Below are 18,342 nucleotides of genomic sequence, written 5' to 3'. Positions count from 1 at the left end.
AAAATCACTGGCAAGGACGTTATGAGTAACTCTCCTGAACCCCAACAGCCTCCCAAGGTCAATGCCCGTGTACAGGTCATCATACCCACGTACAACGCCGCACCTTACCTTGAAGATCTGCTGCCAGCGCTGACCGGTGCCGCGCAACTGCAGCCGCTGGACGTTATGTTCGTGGATTCTTCCTCTACGGATGGCACCCCCGAACGCATCCAGCAAGCAGGCTTTCAGCTCCAGCAGATAAAAAAAGCCACGTTCGACCACGGCGGCACGCGCGCCATGGCCGCACGTCAAACCAGTGCTGACATCGTCGTCTTCATGACCCAAGACGCGCTGCTCGTAGACGAATATGCCATCAGCAAGCTGATTGCCGCCTTTGAAGACCCACAGGTCGCTGCTGCCTATGGCCGCCAACTTGCCTACCCCGGCACCAACATCTTTGGCCAACACTTACGCGCCTTTAACTACCCCAGCCAGTCCATACGCCGTACCTGGGAAGACCGCACTTACGTTGGCCTAAAAGCTGCCTTTCTCTCCAACTCATTTGCGGCTTACCGGCGCAGTGCCATGCAAGAGATTGGCTGGTTTTCCGACGGCCTCATTTTAGGCGAAGACACCCAAGCCGCTGCCCGGCTACTTCAGCGTGGCGGCGCGATACAGTACGTCGCCGATGCCTGCGTGTATCACTCCCATAGCTACCGAATAATAGAAGAGTTTCGTCGCTACTTTGACATTGGTGCTTTCCACAGCATGAACCCCTGGTTACTAGAGGCCTTTGGCAAAGCTGAAGGGGAGGGCATGCGCTACATTCGTTCGGAACTGCAATTTCTCAACCAGCATAAAAAACTACATAAAGTACCCGAGTTCATTCTGCGTAGCGGCATGAAATACCTAGGCTATCGGTTGGGGCGCAGCTACCGCTCGCTGTCTCCGCGCGTTATCCAAACCTTCAGCATGCATGCAGGCTGGTGGCGTAAAGCATCACCCAACCAAATGAACAGCAATGGCCTTTCATGACTATGCATAAAATGAACCGTAACTTGAGTGGTTTCACCGCCTACACACCTAAAGCGGTCAAAATAGTGGACTTCTTGATTGTGCTGCTAAGCGGCTGGCTAGCCTACGGCATACGCTTTGACCACTATGCCATGAGCGAACGCTATCAATGGCTACTGCTAAGTGGCGCGCTGATCACGCTGCTTATTTTGCCGACACTAGGCGTTTACCGTTCCTGGCGTGGCCGCATGCGCGGCCAGCTCATGGTGCGCCTGCTAGGTGGCTTCTTCCTGGTAGGTGCGCTGGTCACACTGGCACTATTTCTCACCCAGCGCGGCTTAGCTTTCTCGCGCCTTTGGCTAATGACCTGGATGTTCATCGCAGCGCTTGGCTGCATACTCATACGGCTGGTGGCCTACCCGATACTCAACCGGCTGCGCGCCAGTGGTCGCAACCGCTGTACATTATTATTGGTAGGAGATGCTCATTCCTGTGCTACTGCCTGGCGGCAGCTCAACCGCGTACCCACCGCAGGGTTTGAAGTAGAACGCGTACTATTGATAGGCGAAGACACCGCCAACGAACTAGCTGAGATACCCCACGAAACCTATCAGACCGGCGACCCCATTACCCACAACCAGCAAGAAGTGTGGATTTGTCTGCCGCTTAGCCACGGCAAGCACGTCAATCAAATACTTCAGGCGCTCGACCAAACCACCGGTAACGTGCGCTACATGCCCGATCTGCGCGACTTTCGGCTTATCAATCACGACATCTCTCAAGTCGCCGACCTCTTCTTGCTAGACTTGAGCTGTTCGCCAATTAGTGGCACCCGGGGGCTATTGAAGTGGCTGGAAGACAAGCTCGTAGCCGCAGTGATCTTGTTGCTCATTTCACCGCTGATGCTTGCCTTGGCGCTAGGCGTAAAACTCACCTCTCCAGGTCCCATCTTCTACCGCCAGGAGCGCGTGGGGATTAACGGCCGACCCTTTATGATGCTTAAATTTCGTTCGATGCCCGTTGATGTGGAAAAAAACGGTGTGCAATGGGGTGGGGCGCACCAAAAGCAAACGACCCGCTTCGGTGCTCTGATCCGTCGAACCAGCCTGGATGAGCTGCCTCAATTTATCAATGTCTTGAAAGGCGATATGTCAATTGTCGGGCCACGTCCTGAGCGTACCCAGTTTGTTGAGGAATTCAAGCAGCAGATCCCCGGTTACATGCAAAAACATCTTGTCAAGGCAGGCATTACCGGCTGGGCGCAAATTAATGGCTGGCGTGGCGATACAGACCTGGCCAAGCGGATCGAATGCGACCTTTGGTATATCGAAAACTGGTCTGTCTGGCTAGACCTGAAGATTATTTTGTTGACTGTTTTTAAAGGATTCATTAGCCAAAATGCCCGCTAGATAAAACGCGTCAGCCAAGCTGAACTGCGTAACTGACAGGGGGCTTCAACTCTCACGGTAAGCCGGCTTGCCCGGCTTGCCGAGCCAGCCACCCGTCCTTGCCTCACACGCCGTCTCGCTTTGCGTTAATACCTTCACGCCACGATCTCCTTGAGCGCCGCATTGTCGAGCGCGCTCTTCGCCAGCAATTTTTTTGAACCGAGCGTTTTCCGCCCCGAGCTCCCGGAATCGCTTGGCCTCCGCGATCGCCTGCTATCAGCATGAACGTAGCGAAAATGCCTCAGGATGAGCCGCCGTTCCTGAAACAGTAATTATATGTAGGCCCGAATCAAAGCTTGCAGCGAAAGCTTGAATTAGCTTGTGTTAGAGATTACTGTCTTAGCTACGATAACCTCATGCGAATAGGCGTGACGTCTCAGTTAATAATGTAGTTATCAAGAAAGGAGCAGGTTGTAACGTGAAATGCAATTGCCAACAAAAAAATCGGGCTCGTCGGGCCTTGGGCATATGAAATTTTATATTGCTATTGCTATTGCTTTTAGTTATATCATGGTTGCTCCTTGAGTCGTCACATGCATTGACGTTTCAAGGAGCGACCATGGCGCCATGGCCGCTCTGTTGATCTTGCTTCCTATACGGCGAGATTATCTACCAGTGAATATTCACTTAGAGGGATTTATAATATGTCTTTTCAGTTCAACGAAGAATACTACCTAGCACAGAATCCAGATGTAGCTGAAGCTGTTGCTAACGGCACCATCCAAAGCGGCCTGAGCCATTGGGAAAACATGGGGTTCAAAGAAAACCGCAACCCGAATGAAAACTTCAACACTGCCGAGTACTTGGAAGCTAACCCGGATGTAGCCGCTGCCGTACAAGACGGCATGAATCCGTTGAACCACTTTTTGAATCTGGGCGCTGCAGAAGGGCGTGCGCCTAATGCTGCCTACGCGGAAATCGCTGCTGGCTTCGATTCCGATGCATACCTTGCTGCCAACCCAGACGTGGCTAATGCCATTGACGCAGGCGCCAATCTCAATGCTTACAAGCACTGGGTACTGTTTGGTCAGTTTGAGGAAGGTCGTCCCGAAGCGACTCTGACAGACGGACGTTCCGTCAGTGAAGTGCTCGCTGGACCTTCAGGGCTCACTGAAGGTCTGAACACGCTTCAGACTGCCCAGGCTGATGTCAGCACTTTCATCGAAGAAACTGCTTCCAACGAACTCGTTGAAGAGCAGCTTGCTGTTGAGCCGGAAGTTGCCACTGAAGCTCAGGTTCGCACCGCGATCACTGCTGCAGACGATGCGGCTGAAACAGCTCTCCAAAATGATGGCGGTCTGGGTCAGGGCGACTCCTTGAACGTCCTGAAAGCCAAGGTGCTGGATGCTGAAGAAGCTCTGGCTACCGCTGAACAGAAAATGGGCGAGGAAGACGGCCTTGCTGCAGCGAAAGAATCTTTGCTCAATGCTCAAGTTGCCTATGAAGCGGCTATTGAAGCTTCTGACGATGCTGATGTTGCACTGGAAGCAGAAGTCGCCAAGGTAGAGCAGCTGAACGGCGGTACCGCTTCACTGGATTTGTCGGTCAATGGCGCTTTTAATGGCGAGGCTGATAAGACTTTTGTTCAAGACAGTCTTGTTAACCCCATCATTGTCTTGGGTAGCGGCAACCAGCTGGTAGCTGCTGAAGGTGTAAATACCGAAGCCAACCCGATTAAGGGCTTCGACGCTTTGCTGGCAGCGGCTCAGGAAGCCTACGATAAGTCTTTGGCAGAAGATGCTTCAAAAGAGACTTTCGAAGCTGAACTGGCAGACGTTCTGGATGTCGAGTCTCCTGACTGGAAAGATGTCACCGAGCAAGCCAATGTTGCTTCTGATTCCAATGTTGTAATGGTAGAGAACGTAACGGCTGACACTCTGCTGTTCAACGATGTTGATGGCACCTACCTTGCCACAGCTGACGGCACTAATTTCTATTCAGCCACGGTTTCTGCTGAAACTGGTGATGTGACCTTCGATAGCAGTGGAACGGCTATTACTGACGAAACAGGCTATGTGTCTGTAGCCAATGTTCAGTCGGCAGTTGGTCCTTTCACTGAAACGGCTGGCACCACTGGTGCTGAGTATGACACGCTAGCCACTAATGACGGCGGCACCTCATATGTTGCTTATGTAAGTGGTACTCCAGCAGCCGCTTACGCCGCCACTGTAGCTGCAGATGGTGCTGTGTCTGTTGACACCACTGGCTCGGTTGTTGACGCAACCGGTTTCACCGTAGTGGATTATGTTGACGGTACTGCAGTAGGTACATACACCGATCAGAATCTCGTCGAAGATGGTGCCGCTGAAACATCTGTCGGTTTGTTTGCTCTGGCAGATGACTCTGGTTATGTAGTCAAAGCCTCAGATGACAATTTTTATGCCGCCGATGTGTCTGACCCGACTACTATCACTTGGAACAGCGCCACTACACCCGTAGATGCTCAGCTGGTGGACACTAGTGCTGCTATCACCGAAATCACTGTCGAAGCTGATGCCTCTGCTATGATCGGCAATTACTACAATGCATCTGCTGACACTGGTACCGATGGCCACAATGACGTGGAATACACAGCTGACTTCACTGCTGCAGCACCGCTGGTAGCCGATGTTCTTGCCAAAGCCGTTGCTCTGGAAGCTGCTCAGGCAGAAGTGACCGAGCGTGAAGAGCTGACCGCTGACTACCAGGCTACTCAGGCTCTTGTAAGTGAGCTGGAAAGCCTCGACAAAGCCGTTGAAGATGCCGAGAAAGCTCTGGCTGATGAAGGTTACGTCGTAGAGTCCATCGATACCGCTAACGAAGCGGGCACTGCCGATAGCGACATCTTCCTGTTGACCGACACCGATACTGCCATCACCGGTTTCGAGCTGACTACCGACGAAGAAGCTGGCGACAGCATCTATGTTGGTGAGCAACTGTCTATCGTCCTGGCTGGCGAAGATCAGGACATCTCCGACGACCTGGGTGATGTGGCTGCGCAAGAGCTCATCGTTGTCGACAACGGCACCAGCACCACTCTGTACTTCGAAGAGAAGTCCTTTGCGGGTAATGGTTCTAGCGCTGCCGACATGACAGTGATTGAACTGACTGGCGTAACTGGCAGTGAAGTTAGCATCAACGCTGATGGCTTCCTGACTGTTGCCTAAGCTCCTTTGAGCTTGGCCCAGGGGAGGGCAACTTCCCCCTTGCTCCTTTGAAGTCATCGGGTGGTTCAGTACAGGCTGCCTGATGCAGTAAGCCCTAAACAGCTTGCTTGCCCCTATGAAGTACGATCTAACCCCCGGCCTCGGCTGGGGGTTTTTGGTTCATCACGAAGGCTGAGAAAATAGCGCTTTACCCTGTGCGATATTTCCTCAATCTTTGACCGTCATTTCTTACATGTTATCGGGAGTCTTCATGCCCAACCCGCTCGTATTGAGCCCCAAGGAATGCCAAGGCAAGACCTGGCACCCGCCCATTGATCTCAGCTTTGCTGCGGATAAAGCCCTCATCCCGCTGCATGCCGGGGAACTCGCCAAAGCCGCTGCGACCATGCCGTTAGCGCTGATCAAAGAGAACCGTGAGTGGCGCTTGGTTGGGGTTTGCGGTCTGGAACCTGACCATAACCTCTTCATCAAGCAGGGCAAGTGGTTGGGCAATTACCGTCCTGCGTGGTTATCCACCTATCCTTTTGAGATCGTTGTGGTGGGCGAGAAGGGCTTGGTCACGTTTGATCGTGATTCCGGCTTGCTGGATGAAGAAGATGCCGGCGAGTCGTTCTTCAATACCGATGGCCAGATGACCGAGGCCGTATCTGAGCGTGTCGAAGCGCTCAAAGTTAGCCACCGTAAGCACCAAGCGACCCAGAAAGCGCTGTCAGCATTAGCGAAAGCCAAGGTCATCACGCCCTGGCCGGAAGCCCTACACAGCCAACTGGGGCTGTCCATTAACGGCTTGCACATGATTGACGAAAAAGCGCTTAGCCAACTGGATGATGAAACGTTCCTGAGCCTACGCAAAGCCCAGGCATTACCCATCGCCTATGCAGTGAATCTCTCTCTGCCCCAAACGCATTTGCTGGCCCGCCTGGCACGCCTGAACCCCGGTAGCGTGGCTGCCCCGGAGAACCTGGATGCGGTGTTTGGTGAAGACGATGAAGAATTAAACTTTGATTTCGATTCATAAGGAAAAACCGATGCGAACAAGCCTGACGATTCTGATTTTGGGTGTGATCCTCAGCGGCTGCGTGCCCTTCGTGCCGATTATTTGATGAGGTGAAAACCTGAAGGAAATGAACGGGGCTCGGCGAGACAGCGGGGCCTCATTTACGGTGCAGATAACGCCTAAAAACGGGAGCAATCGTCGACGGTAAGGGTTTGTCTTCGATCATGCTGAAGCAGGGAAAAATCGACTCACTAGGGGGTAAATAGCAAAGGGTTGCGGTAACGTGTACCTCCACGATCACAAAATCCTGTCGTATCAATAACTCATTTCATTCATCGTCCCCCATTATCCATAGATCACCATGAAACCAGACTTGCCCACCCTGATCATTCTCACTCAGCGTGAACATCAGCGGTTGAATAACCCGGTTAAGCGCTTATCGACCTATGCGCTCACGGAACAAGATCTCACAACCTATCGGGCCTACTGGGTAGATAAGTTAGGCTTTGTTGATCATCTCCCGATGCTTGCTGCAGGCCATGGATCATCTGCTAGAGCGCCAGGCACAAGGCAAAGCCACCGAAGCGGACTATGACGAGGTGATTTTTCAGATCGGGATTTACAAGAAAGGCAGCTGGTCGTTCATCAAGACGTTTCTGGGTTCCATCAATCCCTATGTGGACCGTTGGTTAAAGGTACTTCCCGAGTATAGATATCAGTTTGAGCAACGCTACGAACTCGGCAGAAAACTCTCCATCAAAGAACAGGCAGACCTCATTCGCGCGATGGTAGACGCCGTGCCCAATCGGGATGATCCCTACAATCTCCGCAAAAGCCGACAGGGCAGAGCGCTGCTGAAAGAATCGGAAAGGCAAGAAGGGGAACCCCGCAGGGAAGCATCACCCTCGACAGTGAGTAACGTCGTGGATTTTCTGGCCTTCAAGAAACAGCGCTAATCGCCTGTAAAATAGGGGTTAATTGGCAGCGGCAAAGCTTTACCTTTCTTATCGACCGGAAGCATGATTTTTCACCGGATTAGGGGGTGTTTTGCTGTGTTCCTATGTTCCGGGTAACGCACCAGTGAGCGACTGGCGTATTGATTGACGTATCCATCAGATTCTTACATTACCGTCATAACTTACTGTCATAAATACATATTATTCCTTTGCTCACTCGGTAAAGGAACCTTTTATGACCACGCTTGATTCCCCCCAGCACATTGCATCGCTGGCCATCTCTTCCCAGCTCAAGACCTTTCTGGAAGAGCAACTTATCCACACCCCGTTCGAGGGCGATCCCCATGCCGCCCAGCAATTCTGGGAAAGTACGGGTACGCAGCTGCATTACCTGACGGCCTCCAACGTCCTGGCCGATCTCCCCGGTATCGATAAACTCAAACGCTTTCAGCTGATTCATTTAAGCGAGATATTGCTCAATGCCCCGGATCAGCATGTCTTACTGCTCGCCGTGACCCAAGACGATGGTGGCGGTACCTATCTTCTCTTTCCCAAAGCCTCACGCTGCTGTGCCTTAACCGCCCTGGGACGCCAGGCCCATGACTAGCCGCTATGCCAAACAGTTCTCGCAAAAGCGCTTTTGGCGCAAGCTGCATAATCTCCCCACCGGCTACCGTGAAATCCGTTACCGGGCCAAATTGCTTTGGTACGTGATGCGTGATCCCAGTGTGCCCATCACCTTAAAAGCCAGTGCCGTTGCCGCCCTGGGCTATCTGATCTGTCCATTGGATGCGATTCCCGATGCCATTCCGATAGGGGGCTACGTGGATGATCTCGCGGTAATTACTGCCGTCCTGGCCCAGCTAGAGCCTTACATCACCGCCGATATGCGCATGAAAGCCTCCGGTTAAGGCCGTTTTATCGATCCTATCGGTTGATTCTTTGTATTAACCCACACCCAACGTATCCCCCCGGAAATTTGACCGTTCTGGGGGTGTTCGCGTGCCTGACGTTTCTATCAGGACGTTTTCTCAGGAGAAAGCCATGAACGCCCGTTCGCGTAAATCCACCGTCAAAGCCGCTGCGGAAAGTATTAATGATGCGACGACTGACAAAGCTTTAGCAGGGGAGAACCTTTCCTCTGAAACCTCGAATACCGCAACCCCCAACGACGAATCCGCAATACTCGAAGAAGACCGCATCCGCCTACTCAAAAAGGCCACATGCCCCAAACTCAGCACCCGCGCTTCCGGGAATTTGTCCTATGAAATCGGTATCGATGCGGATGCAACCGGAAAGGAAAGCGCTCTGTCCGATCACACCTGGCTTCGCATTACCGCCAATCAATCCAGCGGTTATTTCAGTCAGGAATGGATCAAGCTCACCGCTATCCTGGCCTTAATCGATCAGCAAACCGTGCCCTTCAAGGCGATTCTGTTCAAGCCGCTCTATGAACGTAAAGGCGCCAATAACCATGGCTTTCTGGGGGCAGCGCTTAAAGCCGAAGGGCTGGTAATTGCCGATGAACAACAACCCCTGGTATTGCACCCGACTCAGGATCAACAACCGTTCTGGGATCAGGTCAAAACCGCCATCGAGGAAGGTATCGATCTAACCGATGAGGTCGCTCAGGAAAATGCCCGCAAGGAAGCGCGTAAGCAAGCCCGCTTAGCCGAACAGCAACGTCGCCGTGAGGCCAATGCGCAAAAAGCACTGACCCCTTCAGATAACACCCCCGACACAGCTGAGCCAGACACCCCGAAAACCACCCCGGATCGTCCCAAAAATCCCTCCCTCAGCACCGATGAAGGTTAATCGTTAGCCACCGCGTTAATAGGTGGTTTTTTCATCACCCAAAACGTTCGTTTAGCGAAATGCAGGATTCGGCATAGCTCTTTTGAAAGGGCGATGCCGTTTTTGTGTGGATCGCTATTTCATCCGCTTTTCCATTTCCTTTGGAGCCTTTCGATGCCATTGCCGATGCAGCTTGATGTGAGTAATACCCCCTTGCCCATTCCCGATGCGCTGACGGAAATTCTGGAGAAAGAGATCCAGCACGCCTATCAACAGGCACCTCCATTACCCCCGGAAGATCCGCTATTCGCGATTACCCTGGTATTTCGTGATCCTGGCTATGATGTGTTACTGGGAGGATTTCATCCGGTGGAAATTCGCGTGGGGCGTGTCGAAGGCGATACCTACCGGCTGGGTTATCTCACCGATTTCAGCTACGTGGGGAGTGGGGATCAGATTGAGTTGATGAAAGAGATCGATTTTGAATTTAGCGTTGAGCTTTGTGCCATGCGCTACCTTCCGCCGATTGCGCTCTGCCGGGTAGGGGAGTTCTTTGAGCGTTATCTCACCAACTTCATCAGCTACTACCGCAATGGCGTTTATGACGTCGAAGTGATCTGGGAAAACTGATTCCTCATCCAGTCACCCATCAATCCAACCTCAATCCAACATCATTCATCAGACGCGATACCGCCGGGTATCGCCTTTACCGTTGTTTTCTTGCCTTGCCGGTAGCGCCTACCACAAGACTCAACTGACCCCCAATTTCCCCCTTAACAGACCGATTTACCCGGTCCATCCCCTCAAGGTGACCTGATCCTTACGGAAGCCGTTTCCATCGATAAAAGGAGCCTTTATGCCAGTGTCCATTTCACGTCGTTATGTGGCCTATTACCGGGTCAGTACCCAACAACAATCGCGTTCAGGATTGGGATTATCCGCCCAGCGCCAGGCGGTAAACGACTATCTTGCCCAGTACGGGGGAGAAGTGATTGCCGAGTTTCAGGAAGTCGAATCGGGTAAGAAAGCCGATCGACCGCAGTTTCATCATGCCGCCGACTATGCCGAATTGGCTCAAGCCACATTGCTGGTGGCCAAGCTCGATCGCCTCAGCCGTGATCTGCATTTTATTACCGGGCTACAGAAGCGTGGGATTCGCTTTACCCTTTGCGATCTACCCGACGTGGACCAACTCACCATCCATATTCTCGCCGCCATGGCCCAGCATGAAGCCAAGATGATCAGCCAACGCACTCGCTTAGCCCTGAAAGCCGCCAAGCAACGCGGCACGGTATTGGGCAATCCCGCTATCGACACCATCCGGCATAGCGATACCCAAACGGCGACCCAACATCGCACCCAGCGCCAAGCCTATTGGAAACAGCGCATCCAGCGGGTGATTCAGCATTTGGAACAGGACGAAGGATTATCCAGCGGTACCGCCATTGCCCATGCCTTGAACCAACGGGGGCTCACCACCTATGAAGGAAAACCGTTCACCAGTGCCACGATCAGTCGATTGCGACGGGAAACGGTGAAAGGCAGCTAATGCTATTCATCACCCACCTCGGATGTTCGTTTGTTCGTTTGTCCGTTTGGCCGTTTTCAATACCAATCAAATGACCACGCTACCTACTGGCGTTTCTCGGCGGAATAATGGGAAAGAGGCAATTCGGGCCTATTTGCTGAAGGTATTCAGGGAAAAGTAATGCACTCGTTAGAATTATTATGATTATAAAAACCATTTTCTATAATTATAATATATAAGGCTAGTTATCAAATAGCCTTTTAAAAAGGGGATTTCGAGGGGAAAGTGGCTCAAATTGATTTATTGCACTGCAGCATCGGCGTTTGCATTGTTTTGCCGTTATTTGGATGATGCCACTCATCAGGCGGCCAGTTCTCGTTATTTCCCGTCTGATCGGCGAACGAAGGTTCATGTTTACGTCAGTTATGTTCGCCGTTTTATCCCTGTTCACCCGTTAATGTACTGAGGTTTTTCACATGTCACAGTCAATTCAAGATTTCCGTAAGTCACTTTCTCATCAAGAAGGCGCTCCTGCAGAAGCAGCACCAAAAATCATGGTGGGTCGTCCTGATCCCCAGCAATTTTATCGCTCGTACCATGTTGCAGAGCCGTTCCATGCCTCTCTGCTGGTAGTGAAGCGTGCCCTGGAACGCTACTTGGTTGCCCCTTCTCTGGAACAGGAATTGGCAGGCGAATTCCGCCTTTACACCCTGATGCCTTTTATCAATCGTGAAGGCGACATCATGCTTTGGCCAATCACCGGTACGCCAGGCTCTTGGCGTGATAGTGCCTTGGATGTGACCCGCCAAGCTTGCGAGCGCTGGGTGCGGGTGCTGACCAATTCTGAACAGAGTGCTTATGCAGCACTACCCGCCGCCATGGATCTTGGAGAACCGCAATGGCCGCAGGGGAAAACCATCGATGATTTTGTCCAGGAAGCGTTCAAAGAGCACTTGATCACCAGCTTGGATCATCCTGTGGTCAAAACGCTGCGCGGAGTAATCTAAGTGAAACTCCCGAGCGCTGCCCAACAGGCGCAGGCTGACACGTGGGTTGTCGATATGGAGTATGGCGTCCGTCCTGACGGGCGCCCCCAACCCCGCTGTGCTGTGGCTGAGCATCTGTTTACCGGTGAGATTCAAACACGTTGGCTGGAAGGACCCAATGCGGATACCACCCCGTTCGCTTTCGATGAGCCGCATGATCTGATTGTGTTTAGTGCCACCGCTGATTTGGCCTGTTATGACGTCTTGGGATGGCCCCGTCCTGAGAGTCTGGTGGATGCCCACGTCGAATTTCGCTGTTGGACAAACGGTCAAACGGACAAACGGTCATCGGAACACGCCTCCGCCCGTTTCGGGGGATTGGCCGCTGCCATGCGCTGGATCGGTAAGGAAGATGATCATGCCTGGGCCAAAGAGAAAAATCGTGAGCTCGCCCTCCGGGGTGGGCCTTACAGCGAGGAAGAAAAACAGCAGCTGTTGACCTATTGCCAAACCGATGTGGCTAACACTTGCCACTTGGTTCGACACATGGACGAAGCTATCGAATGGCCCCTGGCCAGACTGCGCGGGCACTATATGCAGGCGCTGACCACGGTAGAAGAAAATGGTTTGCCGTTGGATGTGGCGTGCTTATCCGCTATTCGGGCGCACCGGGAAGGTCTACGCCAAGCGCTGATCAATAACGTAAGGGCTAAGTTTCCGGTCTATGACGACCTAGGGCGTTTTCGGATGGAGCGCTTTGCGGCCCTGATTCAACAACGTGGCTGGGATTGGCCCTTAACGCCCAGCGGCCTCTATAAAGTGGATAAAGACACCTTCTCGGACATGGCTAAGTGTTACCCCGAGATCACGCCCTTAAAAGAGCTGCGCAAACTATTAGGTCAGTTAGGCAAAGAAGCACTGGTGGTGGATGATGCTGGACGCAATCGGGTGAACTTTCGGGCGTTTCAGACCATTACCGGCAGGAATGCCCCCAGTACCAACCGCTTTATCCTGGGGCTATCCAAAGCCTTTCGCCCCTTGCTGCGCCCTTCAACAGGCATGGCCTTATTGGAACTGGATTACCAGCAACAGGAGTTTGGGATCGCAGCCGCCTTGTCCGATGATCCGGCAATGTTGGACGCCTACCGCAGTGGGGATCCTTACCTAGCCTTTGCCAAGCAGACCGGTGCCGTACCCGAAGATGCCACCAAAGCCTCGCACCCTGACGTACGCGGACGCTATAAGGCCACGGTACTCGCGGTGCAGTATGGCATGGGGGCTAAAAGTCTTGCGCGGCAAATCCCTTGCACCGAGGTAGAAGCTCAAGCCTTGCTGACGGCACATCGATGGCTCTATCGCCGCTTTTGGCAGTGGCTGACGCAGGTTGAGCATTGCGCGCTTGAGAAACGTGAAATTGAGTCGGTGTTCGGCTGGAAAATGGCCGTGGACGCGACCACCAAGCGTCGAACGCTGATGAATTGGCCCATGCAAGCCAATGGCGCTGAGATGCTGCGATTAGCGCTCACCTATTGTGTGAATGATGGGATTCAGGTGATTGCCCCCGTGCATGATGCCTTGATCATCGAAGTACCGGACGCTGATCGCCACTGTGTGGCACAGCAAGCGCAATCATGGATGCGCACTGCCAGTGCGGACGTACTGCCTGGCTTTCCCTTACGGGTTGATTGCGAAGAAATTCGCTTTCCTGATCATTTCCCTGCCCAGGGAGATGGAAAATTGTGGTCGCTTATTTGCCACCACCTCGATCAACCCAAAAAGGAAAAACACCATGACCACGCCAACAACATCCCAGAGTGCCGCTTCTAATCCGGTAACCCAAGCCCCCGAAAAAGCGCCATCTTCATCGGGTAAAAAGCCCTCCGCTAAATGGGTGATCGATCAGCTCGTGCAAGCCGGGCGGTTGTTCAAAGACCAATACGGTCGGGCAAATTATTTACCCCATGGAGAAGGAAGTATCCGGCCTTTGGTGGTTCAAGAGGGCGTATTTGCCCAATGGCTATCGGCTTGCATGTACAGCATGTTTGAAACATGTCTGAGCAAAACGTTGATCAATGAAGTGATCGATACGTTGGTCGGGTTATCTCAACAAGTGGAAACACAGTCGGTGTTTGTCCGGACGGCCCGTGACCACGACACGGTATATATCGACATGGCCACGGCGGCAGGCCACGTTATCAAGATAGATGAACATGGTTGGAATGTTCTGATGTTGTCGGACGTTCCCGTGCTATTTCGGTGCCCACCAGGAATGCAACCGTTACCAATGCCTAGTCAAACAGGGGATTTTTCGATACTTCGCCAATGGTGGAGTCTGGAGGATGCTGAGGGTATTGAAATGATCATTACTTATCTGGCGTATGGACTGGCGGGGACCAGCAACTTTCCTATTTTGATTCTTCAGGGGGCTGCTGGTAGCGGAAAAACCGAAGCGGCTTGCCTGATGCGGAATTTGATAGACCCGAGTGAGGTGCCGACGATGCCAGGGTTTAGCAATATTCGCGATAACATGATCACCTTCCTCAATTCACGTTTGGTGATCATGGACAATACCCAACCCTTTAAGGCCTTGGAATCAGACCGTGCTTGTCGCTTGACCACGGGAGATGGGATGCGCGTAAGGGCCCTTTACACCAATGCCAGCGAGCAGCTGTTTCGCGTCTGCGCACCGCTGATTATCACCGCGATCAACTCGCCACTTAAGTTTGATGATATGGCAGATCGTAGCCTGACGTTGCATTTCAATCGGATTCCCAGCGAACGACGCCAAACGCATACCGCTATCCGCAAGCAGTTTGAGGAAAACGCTCCTCATCTGTTGGCCGGCTTATTGGACGTTGTGCAGACAGCGCTCAGAAATCAGAAGCAGCAAACCTGTGAGGCATTACCACGGATGGCGGATTTTGGTGCGTTTGGCCAAGCCGCCGCTCAAGCACTGGATCTTACCCCCGCTGATTTTGGAGCACTAATGCAGCGTTTGCGTGGAGACGCAGAGGGAGCCGATGGTGACATCCCTCCCCTGGTATCAGCACTGCAGGACTTTATGGCAGATAAAACCAGCACGTGGCAAGGCCGCGCTACGGACCTATTGCACGGCTTGAATGCAACAGCGGCTGGGCAGGAGCAAGACCAACGCGATTGGCCACAAAACGCAAAGCAGCTGGGCCACAGGCTCAATAGCCTAGCGAGCACCTTGGAACACCATGGGTTCCATGTCGAACGTATTAACTCTGGCGGGCGCCGCCTTACCGTTAGATATATGCCTGAAGGGGCAACATCATCCAGCCTGGCAGGCACCGATGAAAGTGAAAGCCTTACCCCAATGCCTCCAGCGCCGGTAATAACGGCGGCAAGAAGCCACAATGCTGGCATTCGTGAATTTAGGCGCTCGCTGCATTAACCATTCCGCTAAAAAGCTAACGCGAATAGCATTCAGCTAATAACCCTCACCGGGCCACCCTAGCCGTTATCGCGTGGCCCAATTCCCCTTAAAACACCCTCAGATCGGTCTCACAACAGGCCGATCCGGGGAAGTCTTGTCCAAACGTAACAGGAAGCCTTTCCATGCCTAAAATTGCCCTCTCCAATGCCCTGATCAAAACGCTGCAATGTCCTGCCGGTCAACGCAAGATTGAATATTGCGATACCCAATTTCCCGGTTTTCTGCTGGAACTCCGGGCGACCAATACCCATGTGGGTACGCTCTATCTGCGCTATAAAAATGAACGCGGTAAAACCCAGTACGAAAAACTCGGCACCACCGCAGAGCTGACCATTCCGCAAGCCCGCAAGAAAGCCAAGCAGGTCAAAGCCGCGATCATGCTGGGGGCCGATCCGCGTGCCGATAAGAAAAAACGTAAAGATACCCCGACCTTTGCCCGCTTTGTGGAAGACCGCTATCTGCCCTACGTCAAAGTGCGCAAACGTTCCTGGGAAACCGATGTGTCCTTTCTCAAAAATTATATGCTTCCCGTGTTTGGTGAAACGCCCCTGGATCTGGTCAGTCGTCGTCAAGTGGTCACCTTCCACCATGCGCTCCGGGAAAAAGGCCTGGCCCCCTCAAGCTGCGATCGCCAGCTGATGCTTCTGAGCTATATCTTCAATCTGGCCATTCAATGGGAGGTGATCGAGGAGAACCCCGTCAAAGGCGTCAAACACTTCAACGTGGACAATAAAAAGGAACGCTATTTAACCCAAGAGGAACTCGATCGGCTGCTTCACGTGCTCTCGACCGACCGCAATCGGGTGGTCTGCTTGGTGGTGTTATTGCTGCTGTCGACCGGTGCGCGGCTGGGTGAAGCCCTTAAAGCCCGCTGGCAGGATATTGATATTCCCACGCGACAATGGCGTATCCCCAAGGAAAACTCCAAAAGCAAAAAAGCTCGCCAAATACCGCTCAGCGACGTGGCCGTGACCATCCTCGAAGAAACCCAACAGCACTGTCAAAGTGAGGATCGGGTCTTTATCAGCCAGCAAACCGGCAAACCCCTCACCACCATTACCTGGGTCTGGCATCGACTGCGTGATCAAGCGGGGCTACCGGAGTTTCGGTTACATGATTGTCGCCACCAATATGCCTCCATGCTGGTCAATAGCGGGCGTACCCTTTACGAAGTGCAGAGAATCCTGGGCCATGCCAGTCCCAAGGTCACGTTGCGCTATGCCCACCTCTCGCAACAAACACTTCAGCAAGCCTCCAATGCCACCTCCAGCTCATTGAGCACGCTGGACTTCACCCCCTTAAATTCCCCCAAGACACCCACCAAATCCTTGGATACCCAGCCAGGATAACCACCAGACCCCCAAGTGAATCGATGGCTTGATTGGCCATATCGCTTGGGGATTTTTTTGCACGGTTACACGATCAAATGAACGCAGGAACGCTTTGCTCACCCGTAAAAGCCCCACACATTGGCAGTGGGTAACAGGCTCAGCGCCAATAATGCATTGATCCACCAGAGCCACCGGTCATCTGTCATGAGAAAGCTCCCAGCCCGCTTAATCTGTCCTCGCCATTGATTAATAGTACGCATTACCTCTTCTCCGAATTTACATTTCACTCCCTCAAGATCAATGGGCTGTTCCGGGAAGAAGCCCCCAGATAAAGCCGGAAAATACCCGGATAGCCAATCCATTGAGTTTTACCTTCAAGAAGCGATAAAGGGGATATTTTGGGTGAATTAGCTCTCTTTATCGGGATGCTTTGAGTCAGCAGGATAATCTTCGGCGTTATCGTGTGATCAGCTGAGTGGATATAGGGGATGAGATACCGGGGAGAGGTGTCTCCCAATCCCAACTGGAAAGAGACCATTGAGCCTCCATCAACGGATGCCCGATGGTCGTTGTGGTTTTACCGGTTGATCACTGGATATATTGCCGTTGGGTGAGCGATCTATTTTATAGAGCAGATTATGCAGCTTGTGCGAGGCAGGTGAGATTGGGAAATAGTCGTATATCCGTGCAAAAATCTCTTGGATAATGGATCTGTTTACTTTTTCCTTCAATGGATGGTAAGGCCGGATATTTCAGCTGAATAGCGGCTTTATCGGGGTGCTTTATCAAATGGGATAGCATTCAGGGTAGGGGATAGCTTGCTCAGGATAGCGTGGTGTCAGGTGCGACGGGTGCGTCGGGTGACGTTAGTGGAAGACGTTATGATAGGGGGAGAGGTGTCTCCCTAACCCCCCACTGGGAAGGTGACCTTCGACCATCAATCACCTGATGCTCTCTGGTACATGATGTTGGAAGTGATATTGGAGGTGATATTGGAATAGTTGTTAGAAGTGATATTGGAGGTGGTATTGGAATAGATATTGGAAATGGTAAGTGAGATTGTTATTTATAAGAGATATTGTAAATGTTATATGAGGTGTTTTTATATTATGCTTATTTTAAATATTGATAAGGTGAGGTATATTGGATGAGTTGATGGGTATGGATTGCGTTAGCCAGGTTTTTATCCCCGGAAGGGGGATAGTTTAATAAGGCGTTAGCTAGGTTTTTAATCCCCGTAGGGGGCAGGTTGATGAAGCGTTAGCGAATAGTTGTATTTTTTATCTGTTTTATCTGTTTTATCTGTTTTATCTGTTTTATCTGTGTGAGTTTTATTTGTGTAAGTTTTATTTCAGTGTGATGGGGTAGATAAGGTTAGTAAATAGCTTACTATCTATTCGTGTCTTTCGTGCGGGTAAAGAAATAATGATAAAATAAGCATGGGAATGCGAAAGTTTTTTGATCATTATTTTTTAGCAGTAGAAAGCACAATAGTATTACCAGATAGAAGATAATAACCAGAAATAGCTTTCCATGTCGTGATCCCGTAAGGGGAGGGTTTCATCCTGAGAGTAAGTAATGGTAGCGATTCACCTGACGCACCCGTCGTACCTGACGATAGAGAGGGAATACATAAAGCGTTAGCCACTATATGCACAACCGCGTAGCGGGATCAGTGAAGCGTTAGCGTAAGTTGGAGGGGT

General features: G+C 52.0%; 14 protein-coding genes. All 14 read left to right on the top strand.

Annotated elements, in window-relative coordinates:
* Positions 1-21 precede the first annotated feature (21 nt).
* The 14 genes from LG290_RS12120 to LG290_RS12055 all read left to right on the top strand — a co-directional run bounded on the left by LG290_RS12120 (position 22) and on the right by LG290_RS12055 (position 16,657).
* Positions 22-1,014, top strand: a complete 993-nt coding sequence (locus LG290_RS12120) for a glycosyltransferase family 2 protein (protein WP_499835032.1) — start codon at positions 22-24, stop codon at positions 1,012-1,014.
* Positions 1,011-2,402, top strand: a complete 1,392-nt coding sequence (locus tag LG290_RS12115) for an undecaprenyl-phosphate glucose phosphotransferase (protein ID WP_499835031.1) — start codon at positions 1,011-1,013, stop codon at positions 2,400-2,402. Before LG290_RS12120 ends, LG290_RS12115 begins: the two co-directional genes overlap by 4 nt.
* Before the next feature lie 683 nt (positions 2,403-3,085).
* A complete protein-coding gene (locus tag LG290_RS12110) occupies positions 3,086-5,587 on the top strand; it encodes a hypothetical protein (protein ID WP_499835030.1) in 2,502 nt (833 codons plus the stop codon).
* Positions 5,588-5,837: 250 nt separating this feature from the next.
* The gene (locus LG290_RS12105) at positions 5,838-6,605 is read left to right on the top strand and encodes a SapC family protein (protein ID WP_499835028.1); all 768 of its coding nucleotides are present in this window, start codon (positions 5,838-5,840) and stop codon (positions 6,603-6,605) included.
* 518 nt (positions 6,606-7,123) lie between these two features.
* Positions 7,124-7,540, top strand: coding sequence for a hypothetical protein (locus LG290_RS12100; RefSeq protein WP_499835027.1), 417 nt, complete (start codon positions 7,124-7,126; stop codon positions 7,538-7,540).
* Between the two features lie 235 nt (positions 7,541-7,775).
* Positions 7,776-8,147 carry a hypothetical protein gene (locus tag LG290_RS12095; protein ID WP_499835026.1) on the top strand — a complete coding sequence of 124 codons (372 nt, stop codon included), beginning with the start codon at positions 7,776-7,778 and terminating at the stop codon, positions 8,145-8,147.
* Positions 8,140-8,451, top strand: a complete 312-nt coding sequence (locus LG290_RS12090; protein WP_499835025.1) for a YkvA family protein — start codon at positions 8,140-8,142, stop codon at positions 8,449-8,451. Before LG290_RS12095 ends, LG290_RS12090 begins: the two co-directional genes overlap by 8 nt.
* Positions 8,452-8,584: 133 nt before the next feature.
* Complete coding sequence (locus tag LG290_RS12085; protein WP_499835024.1) at positions 8,585-9,355, top strand: hypothetical protein; 771 nt, start codon at positions 8,585-8,587, stop codon at positions 9,353-9,355.
* 153 nt (positions 9,356-9,508) lie between these two features.
* Entirely contained in the window at positions 9,509-9,964 is a 456-nt protein-coding gene (locus LG290_RS12080) for a DUF2787 family protein (protein WP_499835023.1), read from the top strand.
* Between the two features lie 226 nt (positions 9,965-10,190).
* On the top strand, positions 10,191-10,883 hold the full coding sequence (locus tag LG290_RS12075; protein WP_499835022.1) for a recombinase family protein: 693 nt from the start codon (positions 10,191-10,193) through the stop codon (positions 10,881-10,883).
* A 455-nt stretch (positions 10,884-11,338) separates the two neighbouring features.
* A complete protein-coding gene (locus LG290_RS12070; protein ID WP_499835021.1) occupies positions 11,339-11,869 on the top strand; it encodes a hypothetical protein in 531 nt (176 codons plus the stop codon).
* On the top strand, positions 11,870-13,675 hold the full coding sequence (locus LG290_RS12065) for a DNA polymerase (protein ID WP_499835020.1): 1,806 nt from the start codon (positions 11,870-11,872) through the stop codon (positions 13,673-13,675).
* Entirely contained in the window at positions 13,638-15,266 is a 1,629-nt protein-coding gene (locus LG290_RS12060) for an AICE element replication initiation protein (RefSeq protein WP_499835019.1), read from the top strand. Before LG290_RS12065 ends, LG290_RS12060 begins: the two co-directional genes overlap by 38 nt.
* Positions 15,267-15,430: 164 nt before the next feature.
* Complete coding sequence (locus LG290_RS12055; protein WP_499835018.1) at positions 15,431-16,657, top strand: site-specific integrase; 1,227 nt, start codon at positions 15,431-15,433, stop codon at positions 16,655-16,657.
* The last annotated feature ends 1,685 nt before the right edge of the window (positions 16,658-18,342 follow it).

This window comes from Halomonas sediminis, from assembly GCF_044871105.1.
Classification (GTDB): Bacteria; Pseudomonadota; Gammaproteobacteria; order Pseudomonadales; family Halomonadaceae; genus Vreelandella; species Vreelandella zhuhanensis.
Note: the sequence above shows the minus strand (reverse complement) of the source record. Positions and strands in the feature narration are given on the sequence as shown.

Excerpts from the sequence above, each read along its gene's own strand:
- LG290_RS12120 (WP_499835032.1), top strand. The coding sequence starts at position 22 with ATGAGTAACTCTCCTGAACCCCAACAGCCTCCCAAGGTCAATGCCCGT.
- LG290_RS12075 (WP_499835022.1), top strand. The coding sequence starts at position 10,191 with ATGCCAGTGTCCATTTCACGTCGTTATGTGGCCTATTACCGGGTCAGT.
- LG290_RS12085 (WP_499835024.1), top strand. The coding sequence starts at position 8,585 with ATGAACGCCCGTTCGCGTAAATCCACCGTCAAAGCCGCTGCGGAAAGT.
- LG290_RS12070 (WP_499835021.1), top strand. The coding sequence starts at position 11,339 with ATGTCACAGTCAATTCAAGATTTCCGTAAGTCACTTTCTCATCAAGAA.
- LG290_RS12105 (WP_499835028.1), top strand. The coding sequence starts at position 5,838 with ATGCCCAACCCGCTCGTATTGAGCCCCAAGGAATGCCAAGGCAAGACC.
- LG290_RS12115 (WP_499835031.1), top strand. The coding sequence starts at position 1,011 with ATGACTATGCATAAAATGAACCGTAACTTGAGTGGTTTCACCGCCTAC.
- LG290_RS12100 (WP_499835027.1), top strand. The coding sequence starts at position 7,124 with ATGGATCATCTGCTAGAGCGCCAGGCACAAGGCAAAGCCACCGAAGCG.
- LG290_RS12090 (WP_499835025.1), top strand. The coding sequence starts at position 8,140 with ATGACTAGCCGCTATGCCAAACAGTTCTCGCAAAAGCGCTTTTGGCGC.
- LG290_RS12095 (WP_499835026.1), top strand. The coding sequence starts at position 7,776 with ATGACCACGCTTGATTCCCCCCAGCACATTGCATCGCTGGCCATCTCT.
- LG290_RS12060 (WP_499835019.1), top strand. The coding sequence starts at position 13,638 with ATGACCACGCCAACAACATCCCAGAGTGCCGCTTCTAATCCGGTAACC.
- LG290_RS12110 (WP_499835030.1), top strand. The coding sequence starts at position 3,086 with ATGTCTTTTCAGTTCAACGAAGAATACTACCTAGCACAGAATCCAGAT.
- LG290_RS12055 (WP_499835018.1), top strand. The coding sequence starts at position 15,431 with ATGCCTAAAATTGCCCTCTCCAATGCCCTGATCAAAACGCTGCAATGT.
- LG290_RS12080 (WP_499835023.1), top strand. The coding sequence starts at position 9,509 with ATGCCATTGCCGATGCAGCTTGATGTGAGTAATACCCCCTTGCCCATT.